The organism is Oleiphilus messinensis, assembly GCF_002162375.1.
GTDB lineage: Bacteria > Pseudomonadota > Gammaproteobacteria > Pseudomonadales > Oleiphilaceae > Oleiphilus > Oleiphilus messinensis.
Genome location: NZ_CP021425.1, coordinates 6,023,023 through 6,045,183, shown reverse-complemented (window position 1 = coordinate 6,045,183; position 22,161 = coordinate 6,023,023). Strand labels below are relative to the sequence as shown.

General features: G+C 50.4%; 20 protein-coding genes. 11 read left to right on the top strand and 9 right to left on the bottom strand.

From position 1 onward, the window contains the following. Nucleotides 1-9 precede the first annotated feature (9 nt). Nucleotides 10-1,374, top strand: a complete 1,365-nt coding sequence (locus tag OLMES_RS26280; protein WP_198343141.1) for a multidrug effflux MFS transporter — start codon at nucleotides 10-12, stop codon at nucleotides 1,372-1,374. On the opposite strand, the gene OLMES_RS26275 is transcribed toward OLMES_RS26280, so the two are convergent. After that, a complete protein-coding gene (locus OLMES_RS26275) occupies nucleotides 1,375-2,220 on the bottom strand; it encodes an SDR family NAD(P)-dependent oxidoreductase (protein WP_087463989.1) in 846 nt (281 codons plus the stop codon). Nucleotides 2,221-2,584: 364 nt separating this feature from the next. On the opposite strand from OLMES_RS26275, the gene OLMES_RS26270 reads away from it, so the two are divergent. Continuing rightward, nucleotides 2,585-2,998, top strand: a complete 414-nt coding sequence (locus OLMES_RS26270; protein ID WP_087463988.1) for a hypothetical protein — start codon at nucleotides 2,585-2,587, stop codon at nucleotides 2,996-2,998. A gap of 52 nt (nucleotides 2,999-3,050) precedes the next feature. On the opposite strand, the gene OLMES_RS26265 is transcribed toward OLMES_RS26270, so the two are convergent. Beyond that, complete coding sequence (locus OLMES_RS26265) at nucleotides 3,051-3,611, bottom strand: TetR/AcrR family transcriptional regulator (protein WP_087463987.1); 561 nt, start codon at nucleotides 3,609-3,611, stop codon at nucleotides 3,051-3,053. Between the two features lie 153 nt (nucleotides 3,612-3,764). On the opposite strand from OLMES_RS26265, the gene OLMES_RS26260 reads away from it, so the two are divergent. Together OLMES_RS26260 and gloA are read left to right on the top strand one after the other, a co-directional pair. Further along, nucleotides 3,765-4,403, top strand: coding sequence for a YdhR family protein (locus tag OLMES_RS26260; RefSeq protein ID WP_232465214.1), 639 nt, complete (start codon nucleotides 3,765-3,767; stop codon nucleotides 4,401-4,403). A gap of 159 nt (nucleotides 4,404-4,562) precedes the next feature. Further along, entirely contained in the window at nucleotides 4,563-4,994 is a 432-nt protein-coding gene (gene gloA, locus OLMES_RS26255; protein ID WP_269767731.1) for a lactoylglutathione lyase, read from the top strand. Nucleotides 4,995-5,019: 25 nt separating this feature from the next. Here the strand turns inward: gloA and OLMES_RS26250 are convergent, their stop codons facing one another. After that, nucleotides 5,020-5,556, bottom strand: coding sequence for a TFIIB-type zinc ribbon-containing protein (locus tag OLMES_RS26250; RefSeq protein WP_087463985.1), 537 nt, complete (start codon nucleotides 5,554-5,556; stop codon nucleotides 5,020-5,022). Nucleotides 5,557-5,718: 162 nt separating this feature from the next. Here OLMES_RS26250 and OLMES_RS26245 point away from each other — a divergent pair, with 162 nt between their 5' ends. Beyond that, a complete protein-coding gene (locus OLMES_RS26245; RefSeq protein ID WP_087463984.1) occupies nucleotides 5,719-6,516 on the top strand; it encodes a substrate-binding periplasmic protein in 798 nt (265 codons plus the stop codon). Here the strand turns inward: OLMES_RS26245 and OLMES_RS26240 are convergent. Next, nucleotides 6,513-7,466 (bottom strand): LysR family transcriptional regulator, encoded by a 954-nt coding sequence (locus tag OLMES_RS26240; protein ID WP_087463983.1) that lies wholly within the window; start codon nucleotides 7,464-7,466, stop codon nucleotides 6,513-6,515. The genes OLMES_RS26245 and OLMES_RS26240 overlap by 4 nt on opposite strands. Nucleotides 7,467-7,620: 154 nt before the next feature. Here OLMES_RS26240 and OLMES_RS26235 point away from each other — a divergent pair, with 154 nt between their 5' ends. Both OLMES_RS26235 and oadA read left to right on the top strand, forming a co-directional pair. After that, entirely contained in the window at nucleotides 7,621-9,036 is a 1,416-nt protein-coding gene (locus OLMES_RS26235) for an acetyl-CoA carboxylase biotin carboxylase subunit (protein ID WP_087463982.1), read from the top strand. A 26-nt stretch (nucleotides 9,037-9,062) separates the two neighbouring features. Beyond that, nucleotides 9,063-10,871 carry a sodium-extruding oxaloacetate decarboxylase subunit alpha gene (gene oadA, locus OLMES_RS26230; protein WP_087463981.1) on the top strand — a complete coding sequence of 603 codons (1,809 nt, stop codon included), beginning with the start codon at nucleotides 9,063-9,065 and terminating at the stop codon, nucleotides 10,869-10,871. 75 nt (nucleotides 10,872-10,946) lie between these two features. Here the strand turns inward: oadA and OLMES_RS26225 are convergent, their stop codons facing one another. Next, a complete protein-coding gene (locus OLMES_RS26225; protein ID WP_198343140.1) occupies nucleotides 10,947-13,547 on the bottom strand; it encodes a serine hydrolase in 2,601 nt (866 codons plus the stop codon). Between the two features lie 300 nt (nucleotides 13,548-13,847). On the opposite strand from OLMES_RS26225, the gene OLMES_RS26220 reads away from it, so the two are divergent. The 3 genes from OLMES_RS26220 (at nucleotide 13,848) to OLMES_RS26210 (ending at nucleotide 16,188) form a co-directional block, all read left to right on the top strand. After that, the gene (locus tag OLMES_RS26220) at nucleotides 13,848-14,267 is read left to right on the top strand and encodes an SRPBCC family protein (protein WP_087463979.1); all 420 of its coding nucleotides are present in this window, start codon (nucleotides 13,848-13,850) and stop codon (nucleotides 14,265-14,267) included. Between the two features lie 73 nt (nucleotides 14,268-14,340). Next, nucleotides 14,341-15,216 (top strand): RNA polymerase sigma factor, encoded by an 876-nt coding sequence (locus tag OLMES_RS26215; RefSeq protein ID WP_157678627.1) that lies wholly within the window; start codon nucleotides 14,341-14,343, stop codon nucleotides 15,214-15,216. A gap of 105 nt (nucleotides 15,217-15,321) precedes the next feature. Beyond that, nucleotides 15,322-16,188, top strand: coding sequence for an HDOD domain-containing protein (locus OLMES_RS26210; protein ID WP_087463977.1), 867 nt, complete (start codon nucleotides 15,322-15,324; stop codon nucleotides 16,186-16,188). 111 nt (nucleotides 16,189-16,299) lie between these two features. Here the strand turns inward: OLMES_RS26210 and OLMES_RS26205 are convergent, their stop codons facing one another. Further along, the gene (locus OLMES_RS26205) at nucleotides 16,300-17,463 is read right to left on the bottom strand and encodes a vWA domain-containing protein (protein WP_087463976.1); all 1,164 of its coding nucleotides are present in this window, start codon (nucleotides 17,461-17,463) and stop codon (nucleotides 16,300-16,302) included. A 367-nt stretch (nucleotides 17,464-17,830) separates the two neighbouring features. On the opposite strand from OLMES_RS26205, the gene OLMES_RS26200 reads away from it, so the two are divergent. Then, nucleotides 17,831-18,694 carry a GGDEF domain-containing protein gene (locus OLMES_RS26200; RefSeq protein ID WP_087463975.1) on the top strand — a complete coding sequence of 288 codons (864 nt, stop codon included), beginning with the start codon at nucleotides 17,831-17,833 and terminating at the stop codon, nucleotides 18,692-18,694. Here the strand turns inward: OLMES_RS26200 and OLMES_RS26195 are convergent. From OLMES_RS26195 to puuE, 3 genes are all read right to left on the bottom strand, one after another. Beyond that, nucleotides 18,691-19,842 carry an iron-containing alcohol dehydrogenase gene (locus OLMES_RS26195; protein ID WP_087463974.1) on the bottom strand — a complete coding sequence of 384 codons (1,152 nt, stop codon included), beginning with the start codon at nucleotides 19,840-19,842 and terminating at the stop codon, nucleotides 18,691-18,693. The genes OLMES_RS26200 and OLMES_RS26195 overlap by 4 nt on opposite strands. Before the next feature lie 77 nt (nucleotides 19,843-19,919). After that, the gene (locus tag OLMES_RS26190; RefSeq protein WP_087463973.1) at nucleotides 19,920-21,218 is read right to left on the bottom strand and encodes a TIGR03862 family flavoprotein; all 1,299 of its coding nucleotides are present in this window, start codon (nucleotides 21,216-21,218) and stop codon (nucleotides 19,920-19,922) included. Further along, entirely contained in the window at nucleotides 21,208-22,137 is a 930-nt protein-coding gene (puuE, locus tag OLMES_RS26185) for an allantoinase PuuE (RefSeq protein WP_087463972.1), read from the bottom strand. The genes OLMES_RS26190 and puuE overlap by 11 nt, the downstream gene beginning before the upstream one ends. Nucleotides 22,138-22,161 lie beyond the last annotated feature (24 nt).

The following is a 22,161-nucleotide window of genomic DNA, read 5'->3' as shown; positions in this document are numbered from 1 at the left end:
GCCGTCGCGATGCTTCAAGTTGTCTGGCTATTACTTAAGTCGCGTAGCTATCGCACCGAATTTGGTTTAACGTGGTTGATTCTCGCACTGTATTGGCGCTTTATCTGCTCGCCTCTTTTCAATATTCAGGATAGTCGATTGTCTACTTACCGAAACACGCTCTCTACCGGGGAGTTTATTGCGCTGACGGCGCTTATGATCTCCATGGTTGCCATGGCCATTGATGCTATGTTACCGGCACTGGGGTTAATTGGTGCGGATTTACAGGTATCCCATGCCAATGATGCACAACTGGTGGTCACCGTTTTATTTCTCGGGCTGTCCATTGGACAGGCGCTTTCTGGGCCTCTTTCGGATCGATTCGGACGTCGGATTCCGATTCTACTCGGTATGGTGATATTCATCGTAGGCTGTTTGATCAGCATGTTGGCCCAGGATTTTACGGTGATGCTGATAGGCCGCTTTCTGCAAGGGCTCGGCGCGGCCGCGCCCCGGATAGTTTCGATTGCATTGGTGCGGGATCAATTTCAGGGCGCGTCCATGGCCCGGATTATGTCGATGGTGATGGCGGTCTTTATCCTTGTGCCCGCATTGGCACCCATAATCGGGCAGGGTATATTGTTTATCGCAGACTGGCGTGCCATTTTTGCTTTCTTCCTGATATTGGCTGTCGTTGCGGTGCTGTGGTTCGGACTTAGACAACAGGAAACCTTGCCTGAAGGCCGCCGTAGGCAAATTACGGCGGATAAAGTCGGGCAGGCGTTGCTCGAAGTCTTAAGCCATCGTCAGACACTGGCTTATACGGCAGCTTCAGGATTTTTATTCGCCAGTTTTGTCGGGTACCTAGGATCGACCCAGCAGGTTTTTGTGGAGCTGTACCAGACCGGAACCCACTTCCCGTATTATTTTGGCTTGTTGGCCCTGGCGATTGGGGCGGCGTCACTGGTTAATTCTCGAATTGTGGTGCGCTATGGCATGAAAGCGCTGTGTCGGTTCGCGTTTGTGTGTATGGTCTTGCTTTCACTGGTATTTGTGATGGTCACCGAACACGCGAATGGTGTACCACCCTTTGCCTGGTTCATGGCTTACATGCTGGTTACATTTTTTTGTATCGGGATTCTGTTCGGTAACTTGAACAGTGTGGCCATGGAACCCATGGGGCACATTGCTGGCATGGCTTCTGCGGTGATCTCTTCCGTTGGTGGCCTGATCTCAATTCCACTGGGCTGGTATATCGGCTATCGGTATGATGGAACCATTCTGCCTTTGGTTTATGGTTTGGCGGGATTTTCATTAGCAGGGTTGATTTGTGTACTTTTGGCAGGATCAGACCGGGGCGACTTGCTGGCCCCGGTGATCGAAACGGCAGACTGATTATCGACTGGCGAGTTTGAACGACGCGGTTACCAGTTTCTGGTAGACGGTTGGCAACATACGTTGCATCAGGTCTGCACCTCTTGCGTCGGGTCCGATCAGGACGCGGCGTTTGTTATTTTTCACACCCTTCAGAATAACCTGAGCGGCTTTTTCCGGTGTGGTGATAAACAGCGATTCGAATTGATTGCGCATGCTTTCCGGATCTGCACCATTCTGGCTCAGCTTGCTGACGCTGTCACTCATGCGCGCATTTTTGGCGATATTGGTTTTGATTCCACCCGGGTGGACACATGTTGCGGAAACCTGGCCCTGTTCCAGATCCAGTTCCTGTCGAAGGGATTCCGTAAAACCCCGTACCGCGAATTTAGCGGTGTTGTACGCACTCTGGGTGGGTTGAGAGAACAAGCCAAAGATACTTGAAATGTTGATAATGTGACCTTCTTCATCGGATTGTTTGATTAACGGCAGGAATGCTTTGGTGCCGTAGATAACACCCCACATATTGATGCCCATCATCCATTCATAGTCGGAATAGTCTGTATCTTCGACGATACCACCCATGGCCACACCGGCATTGTTGAAAACCAGGTTCACTTTCCCGTGGGCTTTTACGGTGTCAGTGGCCCACTTGTGGACAGCGTCTTTATCTGCAACATTGACTTTGGTTGTGGTGACTTTGATGCCATGCGCTGAGGCTAAAGCGGCGGTTTCTGCCAGGCCGGTTTCATTTACATCAGACAATGCCAGGTGGCACTGTTGTTTAGCCAACTCGATTGCAAGTGCGCGGCCGATTCCTGATGCGGCGCCCGTGATCGCTGCGACTTTACCTGCGAAATTTTTCATGTGCTTGCCTCAATGCTTGTTCATCATTGTTTTGAATTATGGAAAAGTGTATACAACTGTATACTTGGATTCAGTATACATATGTATACTTCATAGTCAATAGGCGAGTGGCTGTAAAAGCAGCAAGGCGTTGCAAGAATGGAAGTGCATGACTGTCGAATCCCGGGAGAATTTTAAGTGCATGCCGGGTAACTTGGTCTATAGTTATCGCTGTTACAGATCACAATTTATTTGTGAGGCATTCGTCACGATTTGTGAGAGCTTGTTCAAATGACAGGTTCGTCACATTTATGTCCGGTTACTCCATGGGAAAATGGGTCGACTGAGTAACGATCAAGAATGGCTTTGGCCAGAGGAGGGCGCTATGACAACTCAATATCCAGTGATACTGAAGAGCTTGAATTACCAAGTGATTGCTAAGAGTGAGCAGCGCACGGCAATGCATCACAGTGAATTCACAGGGCACGAGAAGCATTACATTATTAATATTTTAAATATCGACTTTGAGATTATCTGGCGTAAAGGGGTCGATAATATTTACCGGCGCACGGAAGGCGAGCAACACTTTGAAACCTCGGAGCGAATTGAGAGCATCGAGATTCTGCACGAGGAGGAACTCCTTGAGGTCGATTGTTCGGAAAGCGCTCTGGTTGGATTCCTGAAAGCGTTGGAAGCCCATGGCCGAGGTTTGATGGTGTTGTTGCCTTTACCCCCTGTGCTTTTAAGGTTGTTGCATGAAATCGAATCGTCGACCAAAGGCAACAGAAAACTGATTTAGCGATATCCTGGGAAGCCCATAGCAGTGCAAGGGGGGGATCGTTCACACAGGATCACGTCAATGAGTCAAGCGTAATCTTTGTCGCGCGGATGACGCTTTGGGCTTCGTTGCTGTCGTCAATGGCACGTGCGACGCTGACCGTTCCGGTCAATAATGTCAGTATCGTTTGTGCCCGCATCCGGGGGCTGCTGTCTGAACGCTTGGAGAGTCCTGATTCAACCAACTCAATGACTCGCTGGAAGCGTTCCGCAAAGAACTGTTTTTGTTCTGGTGTGCCACGTGAGATATCCACGGCGAGGCCCGGTAAAGCGCAGCCATCACAGAGGTTGTTGATTTGTTCCTCACTCAGGTACCAATCCAGAAACGGTTTTAACCACTGCTCACCTTCTTGTTGTTGCCAGGCCTGAATGCCTTCGATCAATGCATCCATACCCGTCTGAATAACCGCATCAAACACCGCAGATTTTGATTTGAAATGGCCATAAAGTGCGCCCGATGTAACCCCTGCACCTTTTGCGATGCCATCGATACCGATGCCGCCGTAGCCGTTCATTCTTATGCCCCGGCCTGCTGCCTCGACGATTCGGGCCTGAGTTTCTGCTTTTTTAGACATATCTGTTCTGCCTCCTCGATCTCGTCATAATTATAGCGATCGTGATATTTTTTACGCAACAGGGAATTTAATTGTTGAAATATAGTGATCGTTATATTAGTTTTATAGTGATCGCAACATAACGATCACTATATTATCGATGGAGATGAAAAGATGAAAGATATGAAAACGTTTGTTTATACAGAACTGCAGTTGACGATGCCTTTTGCGGATGCACCTTGGCAAAAGATCAATCAGGTACTCCTGAAACAGCCGGGTTTACTGAACAAAACCTGGTTGGCCGGCGTTGGCAATCACTCCTTGGGCGGGTTTTATGTGTTCGAGTCCAGAGAAACGGCACAGGAATTTGTGAACGGCTACTTTCCAGGGGAAGCAGCAAGCATCGGTGTTGCCCAGACCACGCGCTTGTACGATGGCGAAATTACCGAAGCGGCAAGCCGGGATATGAACTCCGTGCACTTTGGTGCCCGACTGGAAATGTTGCCCCGTGCGTTTGTTTACACCGATGTGCAGCTCAATATTCCGTTTGGTGATGTGCCCTGGAAAACAATGAACCCCATACTGAAAGCGCAGCCGGGTATTTTGAGCAAAACCTGGTTGAGCGCGCTGCACTGTCATAATCCCGGTGGTTTGTATGCTTTTGACAGTGTTGAAAACGCCAAGCGCTTCGCATTGGAGTATTTCCCCACTGAAGCAAAACAGCTGGGTGGTGCGTTTACCACGCGGGTTTTTGATGGTGAGGTGGTTGCAGAAGCGAGTCGTGAATTGAATTCACCGTTTTATCAGCTGTAGCGCTCGTTGTTATCGTTGTCATCGGACTTCTCTCAAGGGCCTCTCAGGATACAGTCACTGGGCAGCGATTTTTGTTGTCCAGTTGCGTATTAGGTCGGCATTCGATTGATATTTGTGACATGTGAAAAACCAATTCACCCAGGTCTGGAGTTGATAATTTTGAGTACTCATGAGCATCAAAGCGGAATATATCCCCATCGCATATTACACACCATGTTGCGTGTGCGGAATTTGCAAAAATCCATTCAATTTTATACCCGGACATTCGGTATGAATGTATTGCGTCAGCATGATTATCCTGACTCCCGATATACCCTGGCGTTTCTCGGCTACGGCCCGGAACATTCACATACGGTTCTGGAGTTGACCCATAACTGGGATGTAATCGACTATGAACCGGGGACTGCATTCGGTCATGTTGCCTATGGGGTTCGGGATATCCATGCCTGTTGTCAGCATATTGAGGCTCAAGGCGGACGTGTGGTCAGAGCACCCGGGCCGATGCAGGATGATGATCGCGATGTCATCGCTTTTGTGCTGGATCCGGATGGTTATAAAATCGAATTGATCGAGCAGCCGGAGTTATCTTAAATGCTCCGGCTGGAAATCAGCAGGCTCAGTCGAAACTGAGGTAGCGCAGAATATCTGCACGTCGTGGGTGATCTTTTACCCACTGGCGTACTTTTTCAGCTTCACTTAAATCCGCCTCACCCAATATTTTCAGGAAGCGCTGTTTTCGGCTGTCTTCCGTTACTTGTTGGCGTACATTTCGTTGCCATTGTTCAGTGAACACCATGGGCATTTTATGGCTTAAGTCCAGGGCTTTCAGTAATTCCCATTCACCTCCGTCCAGCCAGGCCTCATCGCAGGATGAACACAGGTCCAGGCGGTTGTTGCGGCAACCGGTAATTCGATACTTGGTCATCAGTTTACTGCATTTCGGGCAGCCCATCGCGGTCACCGTGGTTTCCGGTTCAACCCGTTCCGGCTCGGCTTTATTGGCCAAATGTGCTTCGCCACATCGTTCTGCCCAATCCCGATAATAGAGCAGTGAAACAAATGCGCCCTCACACCGGGGGCAACCCATGGCAGACAGCCCTTCATCGAGTTTAGTGGCTTGTAATCGAACGTCGTTGCATTTTGGACAGTGCAAATCTGGCCTCCTTCAGGGTTGCCTTTGTAATGTTTTTACGGCGGACATACTTGTCGTATGGTCAATGCTATACTAGCAGATAAGTAATATACCGGTAGTGAATCATATTACCGGTAGCCTGTTAATTCCGTCGCCGCCAGTTTTTCGGCGTACAGGACTTGAATGATGATACTCAGCATATCACGAACCTGCATTGTGTTGATGTTGCTTCTGTGCACTTGTGCAAATGTTTCTGCAGAAGCACCTGTCAATATCAAGCTGTGCGGGATCGACCAACCTTACCCTCCCTTTTTTATTGCTTCGCCTCGTCAAGCCGGTATTGAAATGGATGTTGTCCATTATCTCGAAACGAAAACCGGATTTACCTTTGATTTGGTCAGATTACCCTGGAAGCGTTGCCTGTTGAATGTCGAAATGGGGCGGGTTGATGGTGCGCTTGCGGCCTCTTATTTGCCAGAGCGGGAAAGGATTGGTGAATATCCGAGAACGTCAAATGGCGCATTGGATGTAAGCCGCAGTATGTACGTATCTCACTACTGGCTCTACACAGTTGATGATTCCGTGATTTGGGATGGAACACAGCTGGTGCTGCCACCCCGGGGCCAGGTCGCAACGGGTTTGGGGTATTCCATCGGTTCGATCCTGAGAGATATGGGCGTCATGGTTCGAGAGGAGTATTACCAGCCTGATATCGTGGAATGGCTGTCGCGGGGTGGTTTGGCCGCAGTAGCGGGATATGATGCGGAGATTGGGCCCATCATCGCGTCTGATCCCGCCTACAGTGTTATTCGCAAGCATTCCATTCCATTGCATGAGGATGCGCAATTTCTCTTGTTCAGTCACCAATTTTACAAGACACAGACATTTGTTGCGGAGACGGTGTGGGATGCCTTGGCTGAATTACACAGCAGTGGGGAGTATCAAAAGATCAGCTCCCGATATTCCGGGCCGTCCAATTAAGAGGGCGAGTGATGCTCGGACAGTATCGCCTTCATGTTTGGAATATTGTCCTGAATGTAGTTGATAAAGGCGAGGGCCACCGGGCTTTGGTGTTTTCCCCTTGGATGCACGGTGCACCAGGAACGCCGGAGTGGAAATCCCGCGAGCGGAACGATGGATAACCAGCCCAGTTTGAGTTCCGCATCGATACTGACCCGAGGCAGGACCGCTACGCCAAGCCCGGCGAGTACGGCGTGCTTCACGGCATCGTTCGAACCCAGCTCCATATAGGGTTTCAGGCCCAGGCGGTGTTCCGCACAAAATGCTTCCAATGCCAGTCTCGTGCCTGAGCCGGGTTCCCGGGAAATGAGTCGCTGGTTGAGAAATGTCTGGATTTTTGTAGGGGGACTTTTCTGGAATGGGTGTTCAGCCGGGATGACTGCAACCATTTCGTTGTCCAGAAAAGGCGTAAAGCTCAAGGATCGATCCGAAGGCACCATACCCATGATCACCAAATCATCTGTATTCTGCTGCAAACGGTCAAGCGCTTGAGCCCGGTTTACGACGCGTACCCGGATGCTGACTTCCGGATATTGCTGGAGAAACCCTTTCAGCAATCGGGGCACAATGGACTGTGCCGTGCTGACTGCAGCGAGCTTTAATTCGCCTCTTACACTCCCTTGCAGTTCTGCGACTTCCATTTGCAAGCGCTCGATTTCATTGAAAATATTGCGTGTTGCCAGTGCCAGTTCATCCCCCACCTGGGTTCGATACAAACGCTTGCCAACATAATCAAACAAGGGTTGTCCCAGCGCATCATCCAGTTGTCGAATTTGCGCACTGACCGCCGGTTGGGTGAGCCCAAGCTCTTCTGCTGCTTTACTGTAACTGTTCAATCTCGACACGGTCATAAAGACCTGCAGCTGCCTGAACGACAGTCGGTTTAATAAGGGTTGAATATTTCGGGGCATCTTGCGATCTCAGTTCATCTATAAGGTATACCTTATGGTAAAACAAAAAAATATCAATTTTTTATTGTGAGAAACCTCGGTTAGGCTATAAACAAGATCAACGGAATCTCCTCAGCTGGTGATTCAGCAATTGATTCCTTGTTGGAGGAAACTCATGCTCAAGAAAATACTCATTGCCAATCGTGGTGAGATCGCGCTCCGGATCGTTCGAGCGTGTGCGGAAATGAATATTCGATCTGTGGCGATTTACACTGACCCGGATCGATATGGTTTGCATGTCAAACGTGCTGACGAAGCCTATTTTATTGGCGATGATCCATTAGCGGGCTATCTGGATCCCCGCCGTATTGTCAATATGGCAGTGGAGACGGGCTGCGATGCAATCCATCCGGGCTACGGCTTTCTTTCGGAGAATGCAGAATTGGCCCGCATCTGTGCCGAGCGCGGTATTGTTTTTATTGGTCCCAGTGCGGATGTGATATCCCGTATGGGGGACAAGACTGAAGCCCGCTCCAGCATGATCGCCGCCGGGGTGCCGGTTACACCGGGCACGGAAGGTAACTTGAGTGGTCTGGACGAGGCCGTTGAAGTGGCTGCTGAAATTGGCTACCCGGTGATGTTGAAAGCCACTTCCGGTGGTGGCGGTCGCGGAATCCGTCGTTGTGACAGCGAAGCCGATTTGCGTCAGCAGTATCCCCGTGTTATTTCTGAAGCCACCAAGGCATTTGGTTCGGCTGAAGTGTTTATGGAAAAGTGTATCGTCAATCCCAAGCACATAGAAGTACAGGTATTGGCGGATTCCCAGGGCAACGTCGTGCACCTGTTTGAACGGGATTGTTCCATTCAGCGTCGTAACCAGAAGCTGATTGAAATTGCCCCCAGTCCCCAATTGACCCCGGAACAACGTGCCTACGTCGGTGATTTAGCGGTACGGGCTGCGAAAGCGGTCGGCTATGAAAATGCGGGAACGGTTGAGTTTTTGCTGGCTGGGAATGAAGTGTATTTCATGGAGATGAATACCCGGGTTCAGGTTGAGCATACCATTACCGAGCAGATTACCGGCGTCGATATTGTCCGGGAACAGATACTGATTGCCTCGGGTCGTCCCCTGAGTTATCGGCAGGAAGATATACAGTACCGGGGTTACGCGTTGCAATTCCGGATCAATGCTGAAGATCCGAAAAACGATTTTCTACCGAGCTTCGGCAGAATCACCCGTTATTATGCGCCGGGGGGACCGGGTGTCCGAACGGATACTGCAATTTATACCGGTTATACCATCCCGCCCTATTTTGATTCGATGTGCCTGAAACTGATTGTCTGGTCATTGAATTGGGAAGATGCGATGGATCGTGGTATGCGCGCCCTGGAAGACATGCGCTTGCAAGGGATTAAAACCACCGCCCCGTATTACAAAGAAATTCTGCAACATCCACAGTTCCGGTCTGGTGAGTTTGATACCAGCTTTGTGCCCGAACATCCGGAATTGTTGAATTATTCAGAAAAACGCCATCCAAGTGAGGTCGCCCTGGCGATCGCCGCCGCCATTGCCGCCTATGCCGGCCTGTAAGAGCCAGAGTTCACAGGAGATTGAAAATGACAAAAGTTAATGTGACCGATGTAATATTGCGCGACGCTCACCAATCATTGATTGCGACCCGTATGCGTACTGAAGATATGCTGCCAATTTGTGACAAACTGGATCAAGTGGGTTACTGGTCGTTGGAAGTATGGGGCGGCGCGACGTTCGACGCCTGTGTCCGGTTCTTGAAAGAAGATCCATGGCAACGCCTGCGTCAATTGAAAGCGGCGTTACCCAATACCCGTCTGCAAATGCTGCTCCGTGGCCAGAACCTTTTGGGCTACCGTCATTATGCCGATGATGTTGTTGAAACGTTTGTCCAGAAAGCGGCTGATAACGGAATCGATGTATTCCGCGTGTTCGATGCATTGAATGACTTGCGTAACCTGCAGACGGCGATGACCGCAGTGAAGAAGTCCGGCAAGCATGCTCAGGGCACGATTTGCTATACAACCAGCCCGGTTCATACGATTGATCTGTTTGTGCAGCAGGCCAAAGACCTGCGTGATATGGGCGCGGACTCCATTGCGATCAAGGATATGGCTGGCCTTTTAACGCCATATGCGACTTATGATCTGGTTAAAGCGATCAAAGAAAACGTTGAGTTGCCGCTGTTTATTCACAGCCATGCAACTGCAGGCTTGGCGGCACAGTGCCAATTGAAAGCGATTGAAGCCGGTGCGGACAATATTGATACGGCCATTTCTGCGTTTGCCTGGGGGACCAGTCACCCGGCAACTGAATCTCAGGTTGCAGCTCTGAAAGGCACGCAATGGGATACCGGTCTGGATCTGGCGTTGTTGTCCGAAATTTCCGACTATTTCAAAGCCGTACGTAAAAAGTACCATCAGTTTGAAAGTGAATTCACTCGGGAAGATGTATCCGTTCAGATAAACCAGGTACCCGGTGGCATGATGTCCAACCTGGCGAATCAACTGAAAGAACAAAATGCCCTGGACAAGATTCAGGAGGTCTTTCAGGAAATCCCCCGCGTCCGTGAGGATCTCGGTTTCCCACCTTTGGTTACACCGAGCTCGCAAATTGTTGGTACCCAGGCGGTATTGAATATTTTATCCGGCGAGCGATACAAAACGATCACCAATGAAGTGCGACGTTATCTTCAGGGTGGCTATGGTCGGCCACCTGCGCAGGTAGACGACGTTCTCCGTCGTAAAGCGATTGGCAATGAAGAGCCTAATGAAGGGCGTCCGGCTGATTTACTTAAACCTGAGATGGCAAACCTGAAAGAAGCGATTGGCGCCCTGGCTGAGAGCGAGGAAGATGTGCTGACCTACGCGATGTTCCAGGATATTGGTAAGCAATTCCTTGAAGAACGTGCCGCCGGAACCTTGCAACCCGAGCCGCTGTTACCCCCTGATGCCGGAACTGCGGGACGCCCGGTTGATCCCGGTGTCGCGACTGAGTTCAAGATCGATGTGCACGGCGAAACCTATGAAGTCGCCATCACGGGCGCTGGCGGAATGCACGGTAACAAGCGCAGCATCTTCCTGACCCTTGACGGGGTGCCGGACGAGATCACGCTGGAGACGCTGGGTAGTTTTGCCGGTACAACCGCAAGCGGTCGTGCGCAGGCCAGCGCACCGGGCCATATCACAACGGCAATGCCCGGTAATATCGTTGAGGTGCTGGTGCAGGAAGGGGATCAGGTCACGGCCGGGCAGGCGTTGTTGATTACCGAAGCCATGAAAATGGAAACCGAAGTGCAAGCAACCATTGCCGGTACGGTGAAAGCGGTTAACGTTGCAAAAGGCGACCGTGTTACCCCCGGTGAAGTGCTGGTAGATATTGAACCAGAAGCTTGATTGATGTGAGACTAACGGATTACGCCGTAGCGTAATCCGTTAGTCCGGCTTGCTTCTACAGCGTTTTCTCCAAGCCTATTCCGATAAGCCATAACGATAAAGCGCGCTAACCAGAGACTGGTAACTGTTGAGTACATTGTTGTCCCCGATATAGCCATCCTCCCCGTTCACGATAAAGGTAAAGCCACTGCGGGTTGCCTTGTTGTAATGCATAATGGCCAGGGTGCCCGGATCATAGCCGTTGTGGCCGATAAAATTACCTTCCGTGACCCAGAACAATCCTTGGGCATTGTATTGAGTAAACACATCCGTTAGCGGACTTAGTAGCGTTTCAACTGATGACGCTGAAAGAATCCGCTTGCCTTCGAATTGTCCGCCCTGGGCAATGCTGATAAGCAGTTTGGCCAGATCATTTGTGCTGGTGTTCAAATCACCGTCGTAAAAAGTGGGATAACTGTATTCAGGCAGAGGAATCGGGGTGGCGTTCTCATCCAGAGTGTATTGAAGCGCTTTCGGGTTCGCTTCAGAAAGTGTGGTATGGTCCCAGCGGGTATTGAGCATATTGAGTGGTTTGAATATGTGCTCGTTCATTTCTGTTGCCAGATCAAGACCCAGCTTTTGCTCCACCCCATAAGCGGCCAGACCAGCACCAATGTTACTGTAGTGATACTGACGATATTCGCTTTCAAGGTAGGGGTTGTCAAAATAGTATTCGCCTCCTGGCGTGAAATAACTGCTATAGAACTGGCCTGGATCGGTCAGCACATCATCCGGACATTCATCTGAGCCAAACAGGCCAAACAGTGACTCGCCGGTCTCATGAACATAATAGCTGCAGCTGTATCCCGTTGTATCGCGGATGCCTGAGGTATGCGTGACCAGATCCCGGAGCCGAATCGGGCGATTCAGGTGGGGGGGATCCAGTGCAAATGGCAGTCCGTAAGTATTTATCGAATCATCAAGATCAAGCACACCTGCCTCGATTTTTTGCATGAGTGCCGTGGCCATAACGGCTTTACTGATGGAACCGACATTTGCAGGTGTGTCAGCGGACATGGGACGCCCGGTTTCGAGATTCGCGAATCCCTCAGCGCCCTGCCAGACAATTCGATTATCATGGATTACCGTTGCGGCGACACCGGGTACGCCCGTTGCCTCGATGAATTGGGTCATTTCCGTTTTGAGCTGATTGATCGATGGCCGGTTGGCTGGTGTTGCATTCAGCAATTGCAGCGCACGGTCAATCGGGGTATGGGAAAGATACTGCATATCCGCAGCGCTATAGGCATCGATCTCCTCAGTTGGGGTAACTCCGACAGCTTCCAATCGTGTACCTTCAGCATCCCGATAGACTTCTGTGGTCATTGTCAGGGTCCAACCGTTTGGCAGCTTTTGCCCAAAGGTGTCGGATACCACACCGTGGGTAGGCGCGCCCAGTACTTTCGCGTGAGGGAGTGACTTCAGGGCCAGAGTGAGCACCTCTCCACCGCTATAGGTGGAACCACCTGAAAGCACAACAATCGGATTTTCGTAGGCTTGTCGCGGTGCCTTGTCTAGCATCAGATCAATCAGTTCACCTCGATGTGATTGATTGCGAATTTGTTTATCGCCGAATTTGCGTTTTTCCGGGTTGAAATAACGGGCGATTCGCTTGGCGACGTTGTCATAGCCACCGGCGTTATAGCGCAGGTCGATAATCATGCCCCGGGTATGTTTCAGATCCTCCAGAACGTCTTCCATAATACGGTCTGCTGCCTGTAAATCACGTTCGACACGATCAAGCATTACATTGATGTTTTCGGAAAATTCAACTTCGCCCGTCGTCTCCAGATCCTGCTCCCGGTCAATTCGCAAATAGCCAATACTGCTGTCGGATAGTGTGCCCCAGTAAAATGCGTCACTGTTACCGGCCGTGTTAATCTGCTGATGATCCAGTAAGCGAATTACAAGCTGATCCTGATCCGCTAAAAACTGGTCGAAGGCCGCTTCAATGTCATCAAATTCCTCCAGGTAGTCACTCCGTAGTAGCGCAACTTCGACACCTTTCCAGTTTGTATCGCTGATGTTGATTTCATCGCCATCCGAGATAGAGACATGGGCATCTTTAATCTTGCTGACAATTTTCTGGAACACCTCTGCGAGTTCGGTATTTGTCGTTTCTTCAGTGATCTGATCGCGAAACTCGTCATAAACGTCATTCCAGTTGACATCGCGGAGTTCGAAGAAGCCGTAGTAATCGCGCATACTGTGCCAGAAAAACTCAAATGTGGTGACCGGGTCTTTTCGAGTGAAGCGTTTGTTGTCTCTGCAATCCTCCGGAAGCCGGTCAAGTTTGTAGTATCGCTCACGGGTAGAGGCAGGGCTTTTAAAGTCCAGAACGGAATTATTCTTCCCCAATGCCAGGTAGTTTCTGAAATTTTTAATATCGCGCAGGGCAACCTGTTTGACTTTAAAACAGCCATAACTGTTGTAGTTGTAGGTTTGCATAAAGTTTTCATCAATGGTCATGATTTGACCATTACCGGCGAGATCCCAAGTTCCCCGAAACTTCAGAAATGACCAGCTAGTGGTATTCAAGAGGTCGTCGCTGTCACAACCACTGAGTAAAATTGCACTTGCAACAGCAAGTGCAGGTAAAGCGCGCCGGGGAATGGTAAACAAACGGTTCATAAACATCTGTGGTGTCCTTGCGTTCTGCATGAGGCCTTTTTTCGGAAACCCGTTAAATTCGGGAATTACGGGAGCGGATGCTCAAATCATATGCAGATCCGGCTGAATTCGCTGTAGCGGAAACTGGACAGAATGTGACACCTTTGAATGATCCTGTACCTATTGTGACAACGTATGACAACGAAACGCCGAAAAATCTGTCACACCCTGGGATGTCTGAAAGTCTAATGGTTTGACGCGCTTGATATGCGTCACTGTTGAGTAACGTATTGAGTGAATTGTTGAGCTTGAAAGCAGGAGTTATCCATGAAAATGCACGATGTACAAAGTATTGATTTGAATGTTCCCGCGGCGCAGGCGTATGCGTATATCGCCGAGTCGGAAAACCTGCCCCATTGGACCCACGCTTTTGCATCCGTCTCGGGTAAAAACGCGGTAATGAAAACCCCTGGAGGTGAGGTTCCGATTGAGCTGCGGACAGAGGCATCCCGAGAGCAGGGGACGGTTGATTGGTTTATGGTGTTTCCGGATGGTTCTGTGGCGTCGGCTTATTCCAGGGTTGTGAACTTAACGGCGGATCAAAGTGTCTTTAGTTTTACACTCCTGCCGCCTCCGGTTCCTTTAGAACAACTTGAGGGCACTTTGCAGCAACAGTCCGAAATTCTGGCGAGTGAATTGACGTTGCTCAAACATTGTCTGGAAGGCGAGGCTGTGAATCCGGCGTAAATTAACCCTTCAGCCCGTTGCGGTGTTGTTATACGTTTAACATGGCGCGGGCTGAACTGAGGACAACATTGTGGTGGAAAAACTTAACACGTTACTTGAGGATGATGTTGATCAGGCGGTGCAAGGGAATCAACAAGCGCTTACCCGGATTGTGAATTCGGTTAGTCAGGATGTCTTTCAGATGGCTATGCGATTTCTGTGGCATCCTCAGGATGCGGAAGATGCGACACAGGAAATATTGATTAAAATAATCACAAATTTAAGCCGGTTCCGGGGAGAGAGTCGTTTTCAAACCTGGGTGTATCGTATCGCCAGCAATACCCTGATGACGGTAAAGGCAAAAAAAGCGGAGCTACAAGCCCTCTCGTTCGATGCTTTCAGTGAGGATCTGGCGCGGGACTTGAGCGTCAGTCCAGAAGCGATAGATCCACTTCCATTTGATGCCCGATTGCAGGACGAAGTCAGAATTGGATGCACTTTGGCCATGTTGCTTTGTCTGGATCGCAAGCACCGGTTGGCCTACATTCTCGGCGAGATCATGGAATTGGAGCACGAGGAGGCCTCTGATGTCTTGTCGATTTCTAAAGTGGCATATCGCAAACAGCTCTCCAGAGCCCGTTCCGCAATTCAAAATCTGATGACAAGTCGGTGTGGTCTGGTGGAACCCCGGAATCCGTGTCGCTGCAATCATCGAGTCTCCTGTGCGGTAGAACGGGGGCATGTTGATCCGGAAAACCTGATCTTTGCCTCTGCCGGGGAACAAACGGCAACGTTTCCCGAGGTGCTCGAGACCATTCGAGCTCTTGATGCATCCCGGCGCGCTGCAGCATTGTATCAGTCTCATCCCGACTTGTTTGCCGGGGTTAACTTTTCTGCCTGGTTACGAAAGCTGGTATCCACCACCGAACAAATGGTGGCAGCAAACAATCTTCGCTTCGATGACGTTTGATTGGATCAGACTCAAATGGCGTTGTGAACGCTGTGCAGGTTCAGTTGCTATTGACTATGCTTAGGGCTGTGTTCGCCAATCACCCCATCTGGGAGGTCATCTACTGTGCCCGATAAGATTCAGGTTAATGAGCTTGATGCAGAAACAGCCCTCAAAGGAATCGTCATTCCACCCCATCCAATGATTCTCCAGGATATTGCCAAGGTTTATCCCGATATTGACCAAGTTGCCAAAATAATTGTCAAAGACCCCGCTGTGTCCGGGGCGGTGATCAAAGTCATCAATTCTGCAACGTTCCAGCTTGCGCGGACAATAGAGTCTGTAAAGGATGCTGTCGCGCTATTGGGAATGGACAGTGTTCTGAATATTATCAATGCGCTCCTGTTGAAGGTCTCATTTTATGATTTGGTTGATATGGACGAACTCAGTGCATTCTGGCGTGTCAGTGATGATAATGCTGTGGCGAGCGCATTCATCGCCCGGGAGCTTAAACTTTGCAAGCCGGATCTGGCGTACATGGCGGGACTGTTCCATGACTGTGGAATCCCCTTGATGATGCAGAAAAACAAAGGCTATCTCGTAAACCTTAAGCGAATTTATGGTCAGAACCAGCACTCGTTTCTGGCCGTGGAGAACCGACTTTACCACACGGATCATTGTGCGTTGGGGTATTACATGGGGCGCTCCTGGAAGCTTCCGGAAGAGGTGATATCGGTTATTCAGGATCACCATAATCTGGAGCGCTTTTCTGCGGAAAATCTCCAGCAGCACAGTGTGGTTAACTCGTTGCTGGTTATCGAAAAAATGGCGGAGCACATCACCCGGGAGTATGCGGAACTGGGCAAAGCTCAGGCGAATCATGAATGGGAGAAGATCAAGGAAACCATTTTTGATTATACCGGCCTCTGTGAAATGGACTTTCAGGATTTGCTGGAAAAAACCACAGAGGCGATCCAGGAAGCGGTTGCTTAATCAAGACTTGAACTCAACTATTGCATTATTGCCGGTCGCAATACCGTTGTTTTGCAGTATTTGGTGCGCGGAGCCGAGTTCAAGATAAACGCTCAAATTCTTCGGTATGATTTATTCGAATGAGAAAGATTTGTCCTGCGCTTGGCTTTTCACCGCTTTCATCAATGCGCCACTGACCGTTGCTTCTTCTGCAGGTGTTGTACTTTGCTCTGCCACAAAGGCTTCTCTTGCCTCCACGAGGACTTGAATCTCTTCTTGAATGGCTTTCCGTTCCTGTTTTTTGGATTCGATGTATTCCACTTGCTCTTTATCTGACATCCTTTGCATCGGTGCTGGAAGCATGGCCTTGTCCACTGCCTCCAATTCCGTCGTGCCGGAGTCCAGAGCGTCAACCAGATCCCATTGCTCATTCTTGTAGGCGCTGGACGCTTTTGATTTAGCCCGTTTGGAGAGCAATCCCGGGGCAATGGATTGACTTTTCTGATCCTGTTCCTGTTGTCGCTGAGCTGATTCCTGACCCTGTTGTCCATAGGGAATATAGGTGTCGTTCAGTTTTTCATTCAGCTGGGCGAGGCGCTGATCCTGAGGGGCTGCAATGTGGGTGACCACCTGGTTTTGATCAATATTCATATAATTGCCCTGTGCAAGATGCGCACCTTGTTGCCAACCAGTTTGAATACCCTTTTGATATTGACCGGCGAAAATCGTATTGATGTTGATGTCTTTGGATCTGGCCGCCGCGATGGCTTTTCGATAGTCCCGTGGACCTTGGGTAAAGGGTTCATTTCCGGCGATGATGATCGTTTTCAGGTCATGGGGCGAGTCGCTCCATTGCAGTTGATTGACGGCAGTTTCAATTGCGTAGCCACAGTATTCACTGCCACCATTGGTTGTCAGCGCAAAGAGTGCCTCTGAGACGCGATCCAGTTCGGTGGTGAGTGCAGTGACCTTACGAATATAGCCGGTTTCAGCTGAGAGGTTGTCATTTCCATATTCCAGGATCGCGACTTCAACAATGGGCGGAAGACCATTTTTTCGGGCGCTGGCAAATTCATCCACCATTTGCCAGATTTGATTACGCGCTTGATTGATCAATCCGTCCATACTGTTACTGGTATCCAGCAGCAAGGCCAGTTGAATACGAGGCTGATGGATTTCGGATTGTGCCGTCGTGTGAACCGGTGTTTCTTGAGCTACAACTGACTTGGCGTAACTTGCAACTGGCGTGGTTAGCGCAGCCATGAGTATGATTGATCGAGTGATTTGTGCTTTCATTGTGCGCTCCTTGAAGGTGCTGAAGAGGTTGAGTTGTCAGGTTCAGAATAAGCGCACCTGTGAATTCAGATAAGGCATCAGCAGGTAAATTCATGAGTATAAAATTTACTGATTTTTTACATTAGAGAGCTTCCACAGCCGCTACAAACGACCAAGGTTGTCGGCTCGAATCAATACGGGGAAATTGTTTTATTGACTAAGGTTGTGTGAATCTTGCACACTAGCGGTATTGACGGAAGCAGATATCGACGCCTGCAAGGCGTACCGGAATCTAATTAAAATTATAAGCTTATAACGATTAACGATTAGGGCTGCACACATTGTTGTTGGTGGGGCGCTTCCATTCCATCACTTGGGGGAGACGAAAATGGTGCAAAATTCAGACACTGCAGGCGGTGTGCATGCTGAACTGCTGGGTAAGTGTCCATTCAATATGATAGAAGAGCTGGCCAGCTTTCCCTACATCTCAGCCAAAAACTACGAGCACCTGCGGCAGGCGGAGAAAGCCATGGCCGGGCACTTTTATCAAAGTGTAGTTAAAACTCTGACAGATAGAATTTATCCGGAACCGCAAGCGCATCACATCTGGCTGAATATGCTGGAACACAAAAAAAACATGGCCGGGATGTTGGGGCGAGACCCTGGCATGCGTGTCGCGGCACTGGACTATTTTTGTAACCTGATGCCCGGTGAAAATGTATCTTCAGATGTAGATGACTTGTTACCTCACCCGACAGAGGCTGCAACTTTTGGTCTGGACACCCTCACCAAACTCTATGAAGCGAGCGTGGTCGACATTGTGCTCGAGGAAATGGATAAGCAAGCTGCGCATCACAACCCGCCCTTTTCGCTTGCCAAGCTGGATATCGATAATTTTGTCCTGATCTGTGATGAATATGGTTGTGATTTTGGTGACCGTGTTCTGGTTATGGTGGGTGAGGTCCTGGATCGGTATGTACGGGATAGTGATATTGTCGCCCGCTACGGTGAAAACGAATTTGTCATTTTATTCAAACACACCGAAGTTGAGCGGGCGAAGGAAATTACTGATCGGATTCGTACGGTTATCAAGCAGACGCCGATCAAGAAAAAGCATTTCACGGTCAGTGCCGGGTTGGCGCACTATCCAACCCACCATGCCTCACCCCGAGAGGTATTTCGATTAGCTCACGGTACACTCAACGCTCAGCGGCCCCATTGCAAAGACCATATTGCGGTCTTTGGTGGCTAGAGGGCCGTTTCCAATACCCGTTGGCTGATATCCAAACCAATATCCCGGTGTTCACCCAGGCGTGTCATCCGGTGTTTTTCCAATTGATTCAGAATCGTAGGAATCGCCTCCGAACCTAGGTCAACCTCCGAGAGGCGAACCGGCACACCCATTTTCCGGAAGAATGCTTCGGTGGCGTGAATCGCGGCCGATATTTTCTCCTCGTCACTCCCTTCTCGTATATTCCATACCCGTTCGGCGTATTGGCAGAGCTTGTCCCGTTTGGTATCACGGCGTACCTTCATCATTGCCGGCAGAATCAGGGAAAGTGTCCGGGCGTGATCAATACCATAGAGCGCGGTCAATTCATGACCGATCATATGAGTACTCCAGTCCTGGGGGACACCTGCACCGATCAGGCCATTGAGCGCCAGCGTGGCAGACCACATCACGTTTGCCCGGACTTCAATATTATCCGGTTCGGACAATGCTTTGGGGCCGTCCTCAATCAAGGTCTGCAGCAAGCCTTCGGCAAAGCGATCCTGAACCTTGCCATTTACAGGGTAAGTTAAGTATTGCTCGATCGTGTGCACAAAGGCATCAACTACGCCGTTCCCGACCTGACGGGGTGACAATGTGAGGGTAACTTGAGGATCCAGTATTGCGAAAGCGGGACGAACCAAAGGACTGGCAAAAGGTAGTTTATCTTCGCCGCGGGTGACGACGGCTCCGGTATTGGACTCAGATCCGGTAGCAGGCAGGGTGAGTACAACCCCGATGGGCAATGCACGTTTCACGGGCGCGCGTTTGGTAAAAATATCCCAAGGATCGTCCCCTTCAAAACAAGCTGCGGCAGCAATGAATTTCACGCCATCAATTACGGATCCACCTCCAACGGCCAACAGGTAGTCAACGTTGTTTTGTCGAATCACATCCACCGCGTTGATTAAGGTTTCATAGCGGGGGTTTGGTTCAATTCCCGAGAATTCAAATACCGGCCGTTCACCTAATGCCGATTTGACTTGTTCATAGACGCCATTGCTCTTGATTGAGCCGCCGCCATAGATCATCAGGACCCGGGCATCATCAGGAATCTCTGCGTTCAGGGCGACAATCTGACCGGAACCAAATTGTATGCGGGTAGGATTGTGAAACGTGAAATTTAACATAATAAGGTCCAGTTTTCGGTCGTTAAGTCAGGCCCGTAAGCGGTTGCACAGGCGCTATCAACCTGTCCGGGCGATGTTTACTTTTCTGTTAGGGATTGCAGATAGTCTAGCATGCCTGTAGCTGCACTGTGGCCACTGGAAAAGCAGGCCGTGAACAGATAGCCTCCGGTTGGAGCCTCCCAGTCCAGCATTTCCCCGGCGAAGGCAACGCCTGGTAATTGAGTGGCCATAAGGCGGTTATCAAGCTGTTCGAATAATACCCCGCCTGCGGAACTGATTGCTTCTTCGATTGGCCGGGGCCGTTCGATACAGAGGGGCAGCTGCTTGATTTTCCGGGCGATATCCTGTGCATCATCGGTGTTCAGGTCGGGCGCCAGTTCACGGAGTAAGGCGGCTTTCACGCCCGTAAGTCCGACCCGTTTCCGGAGGTGATTTGACCAGGAGTTTGAGCCCCGTGGCTTGGTTAATTGTCTAATCACGGTGGCTTCCGGTCGATCGGGCAGTAAATCCAGATACAGCGTACTGCTGCCGCCCTGTTCGAGCTCGGTTCGGATGCTGGACGACAGTGCATAGATCAGGCTGCCCTCTACACCAAATTCGGATATGACGAATTCCCCCTTTTTAGCCTGCTCGCCCTGTCGTTGTGAGGTTTGAGTCACCAATCCACAGGATTTCACGGGTGAACCGGCAAATCGGGATTTGAAGTGATCACTCCAGAGATGTTCAAAACCACAATTGGACGGAACCAGTGGGCGTGTGTCAATCCCCTGTCCGGCAATTGGCGTTTGCCATTGACCATCTGAACCCAGTTTTGACCAGCTTTGACCGCCCATGGCAAATATTACACCTTCGAACTGATCGCTAAACTCGCCATTGTCGTTCGCAAATTTGAGAACGACGGGGTCACCGGAGTTTCGGCCTGGTTGCCAGTCCAGCCAGCGGTGACGGACATGGAAGTGGGTGCCCTGCTGACGTAAACGGCGTAGCCAGGCACGCAGTAACGGTGCGGCTTTCATATCGTGGGGGAAAACCCGGCCCGAGGTGCCAATAAAGGTTTCGATTCCCAGTTCATGGCTCCAGTTGCGCAGATCTTCCGGCCCAAACCGGGTGAACAGCTCTGCGATCACGTCTGCACGTTCGCGGTAACGGGTCAGAAATTGTTCGACCGGTTCGGAATGACTGAGGTTCATCCCGCCTTTACCGGCGATCAGGAATTTGCGTCCGACAGATGGTTTTGCCTCAAAAACGTGGACTTCCAGGCCACTTTCCGGCCCTGCTGCAGCCCGGATGAGCGTCTCTGCGGCCATCAGGCCTGCCGGTCCGCCGCCCACAATTGCGACACGACGGGGTGAATGGAATGTTGAGCTATCGGTCATAAGGGTGGTACCGGTGCCAGTGTTGTGCAATATCAACCCGTCGACAGATCCAGACATCCTCGTGGCCGCAGACATAATCAAGAAAGCGTTGCAGGGCCCGGAAGCGTCCCGGACGGCCAACCAGTCGGCAGTGTAGCCCAACGGACATCATTTTCGGTGCCTCTGCGCCCTCCGCATACAGCACATCAAAACTGTCTTTGAGATAGTTGAAAAAATCATCCCCTTGGGCAAACCCTGTGGGGGAAGAGAAGCGCATATCATTGTTATCCAGGGTGTAAGGTATGATCAGGTGAGGGCGAATGGTACCGTTTCCGGTATCAACATTTTGCCAGAATGGAAGATCATCGCCGTAGTAATCCGAGTCATACAAAAAGCCACCTTGTTCCACCACCAGTGACCGGGTGCGGGGTGAATCCCGGCCGGTATACCAGCCTTCCGGGTGTTTACCCGTGAGCCGTTTGAAGATGGCGATGGCCGCTTGCAGGTGTGCTTTTTCCCGTTCTTCCGGCATAGTCTGGTAATGAATCCAGCGCAGGCCGTGGCATGCAATTTCGTGGTCTGCCGCTTGCAACGCGGTGACCAATTCCGGGTGGCGTTCCAATGCCATGGCAACGGCAAAAATAGTCAACGGCAGATTGCGTCGTTCGAATTCTTTCAAAATACGCCATACCCCTGCACGAGAGCCGTATTCGTAAATAGACTCCATGCTCATGTGCCGGTCCGGGTAGGGGGAGGCGCCGTAGATTTCAGAAAGGAAAGTCTCGGCATGTTCATCGCCGTGCAGCACACAATTTTCCCCGCCTTCTTCATAATTCAGCACAAACTGCAGGGCCAGACGAGCCCCGCCAGGCCATTTCGGGTCGGGTGGCGTAGCGCCATAACCAATCAGATCACGTGGATAGTCGACGGACGACGTCATGTGGGTACTCCTTAGATTTGCACA

Excerpts from the sequence above, each read along its gene's own strand:
- OLMES_RS26280 (WP_198343141.1), top strand. The coding sequence starts at position 10 with ATGCTTCAAGTTGTCTGGCTATTACTTAAGTCGCGTAGCTATCGCACC.
- OLMES_RS26275 (WP_087463989.1), bottom strand. The coding sequence starts at position 2,220 with ATGAAAAATTTCGCAGGTAAAGTCGCAGCGATCACGGGCGCCGCATCA.
- OLMES_RS26270 (WP_087463988.1), top strand. The coding sequence starts at position 2,585 with ATGACAACTCAATATCCAGTGATACTGAAGAGCTTGAATTACCAAGTG.
- OLMES_RS26265 (WP_087463987.1), bottom strand. The coding sequence starts at position 3,611 with ATGTCTAAAAAAGCAGAAACTCAGGCCCGAATCGTCGAGGCAGCAGGC.
- OLMES_RS26260 (WP_232465214.1), top strand. The coding sequence starts at position 3,765 with ATGAAAGATATGAAAACGTTTGTTTATACAGAACTGCAGTTGACGATG.
- OLMES_RS26245 (WP_087463984.1), top strand. The coding sequence starts at position 5,719 with ATGATGATACTCAGCATATCACGAACCTGCATTGTGTTGATGTTGCTT.
- OLMES_RS26240 (WP_087463983.1), bottom strand. The coding sequence starts at position 7,466 with ATGCCCCGAAATATTCAACCCTTATTAAACCGACTGTCGTTCAGGCAG.
- OLMES_RS26235 (WP_087463982.1), top strand. The coding sequence starts at position 7,621 with ATGCTCAAGAAAATACTCATTGCCAATCGTGGTGAGATCGCGCTCCGG.
- oadA (WP_087463981.1), top strand. The coding sequence starts at position 9,063 with ATGACAAAAGTTAATGTGACCGATGTAATATTGCGCGACGCTCACCAA.
- OLMES_RS26225 (WP_198343140.1), bottom strand. The coding sequence starts at position 13,547 with ATGTTTATGAACCGTTTGTTTACCATTCCCCGGCGCGCTTTACCTGCA.
- OLMES_RS26220 (WP_087463979.1), top strand. The coding sequence starts at position 13,848 with ATGAAAATGCACGATGTACAAAGTATTGATTTGAATGTTCCCGCGGCG.
- OLMES_RS26205 (WP_087463976.1), bottom strand. The coding sequence starts at position 17,463 with ATGAAAGCACAAATCACTCGATCAATCATACTCATGGCTGCGCTAACC.
- OLMES_RS26200 (WP_087463975.1), top strand. The coding sequence starts at position 17,831 with ATGGTGCAAAATTCAGACACTGCAGGCGGTGTGCATGCTGAACTGCTG.
- OLMES_RS26195 (WP_087463974.1), bottom strand. The coding sequence starts at position 19,842 with ATGTTAAATTTCACGTTTCACAATCCTACCCGCATACAATTTGGTTCC.
- OLMES_RS26190 (WP_087463973.1), bottom strand. The coding sequence starts at position 21,218 with ATGACCGATAGCTCAACATTCCATTCACCCCGTCGTGTCGCAATTGTG.
- puuE (WP_087463972.1), bottom strand. The coding sequence starts at position 22,137 with ATGACGTCGTCCGTCGACTATCCACGTGATCTGATTGGTTATGGCGCT.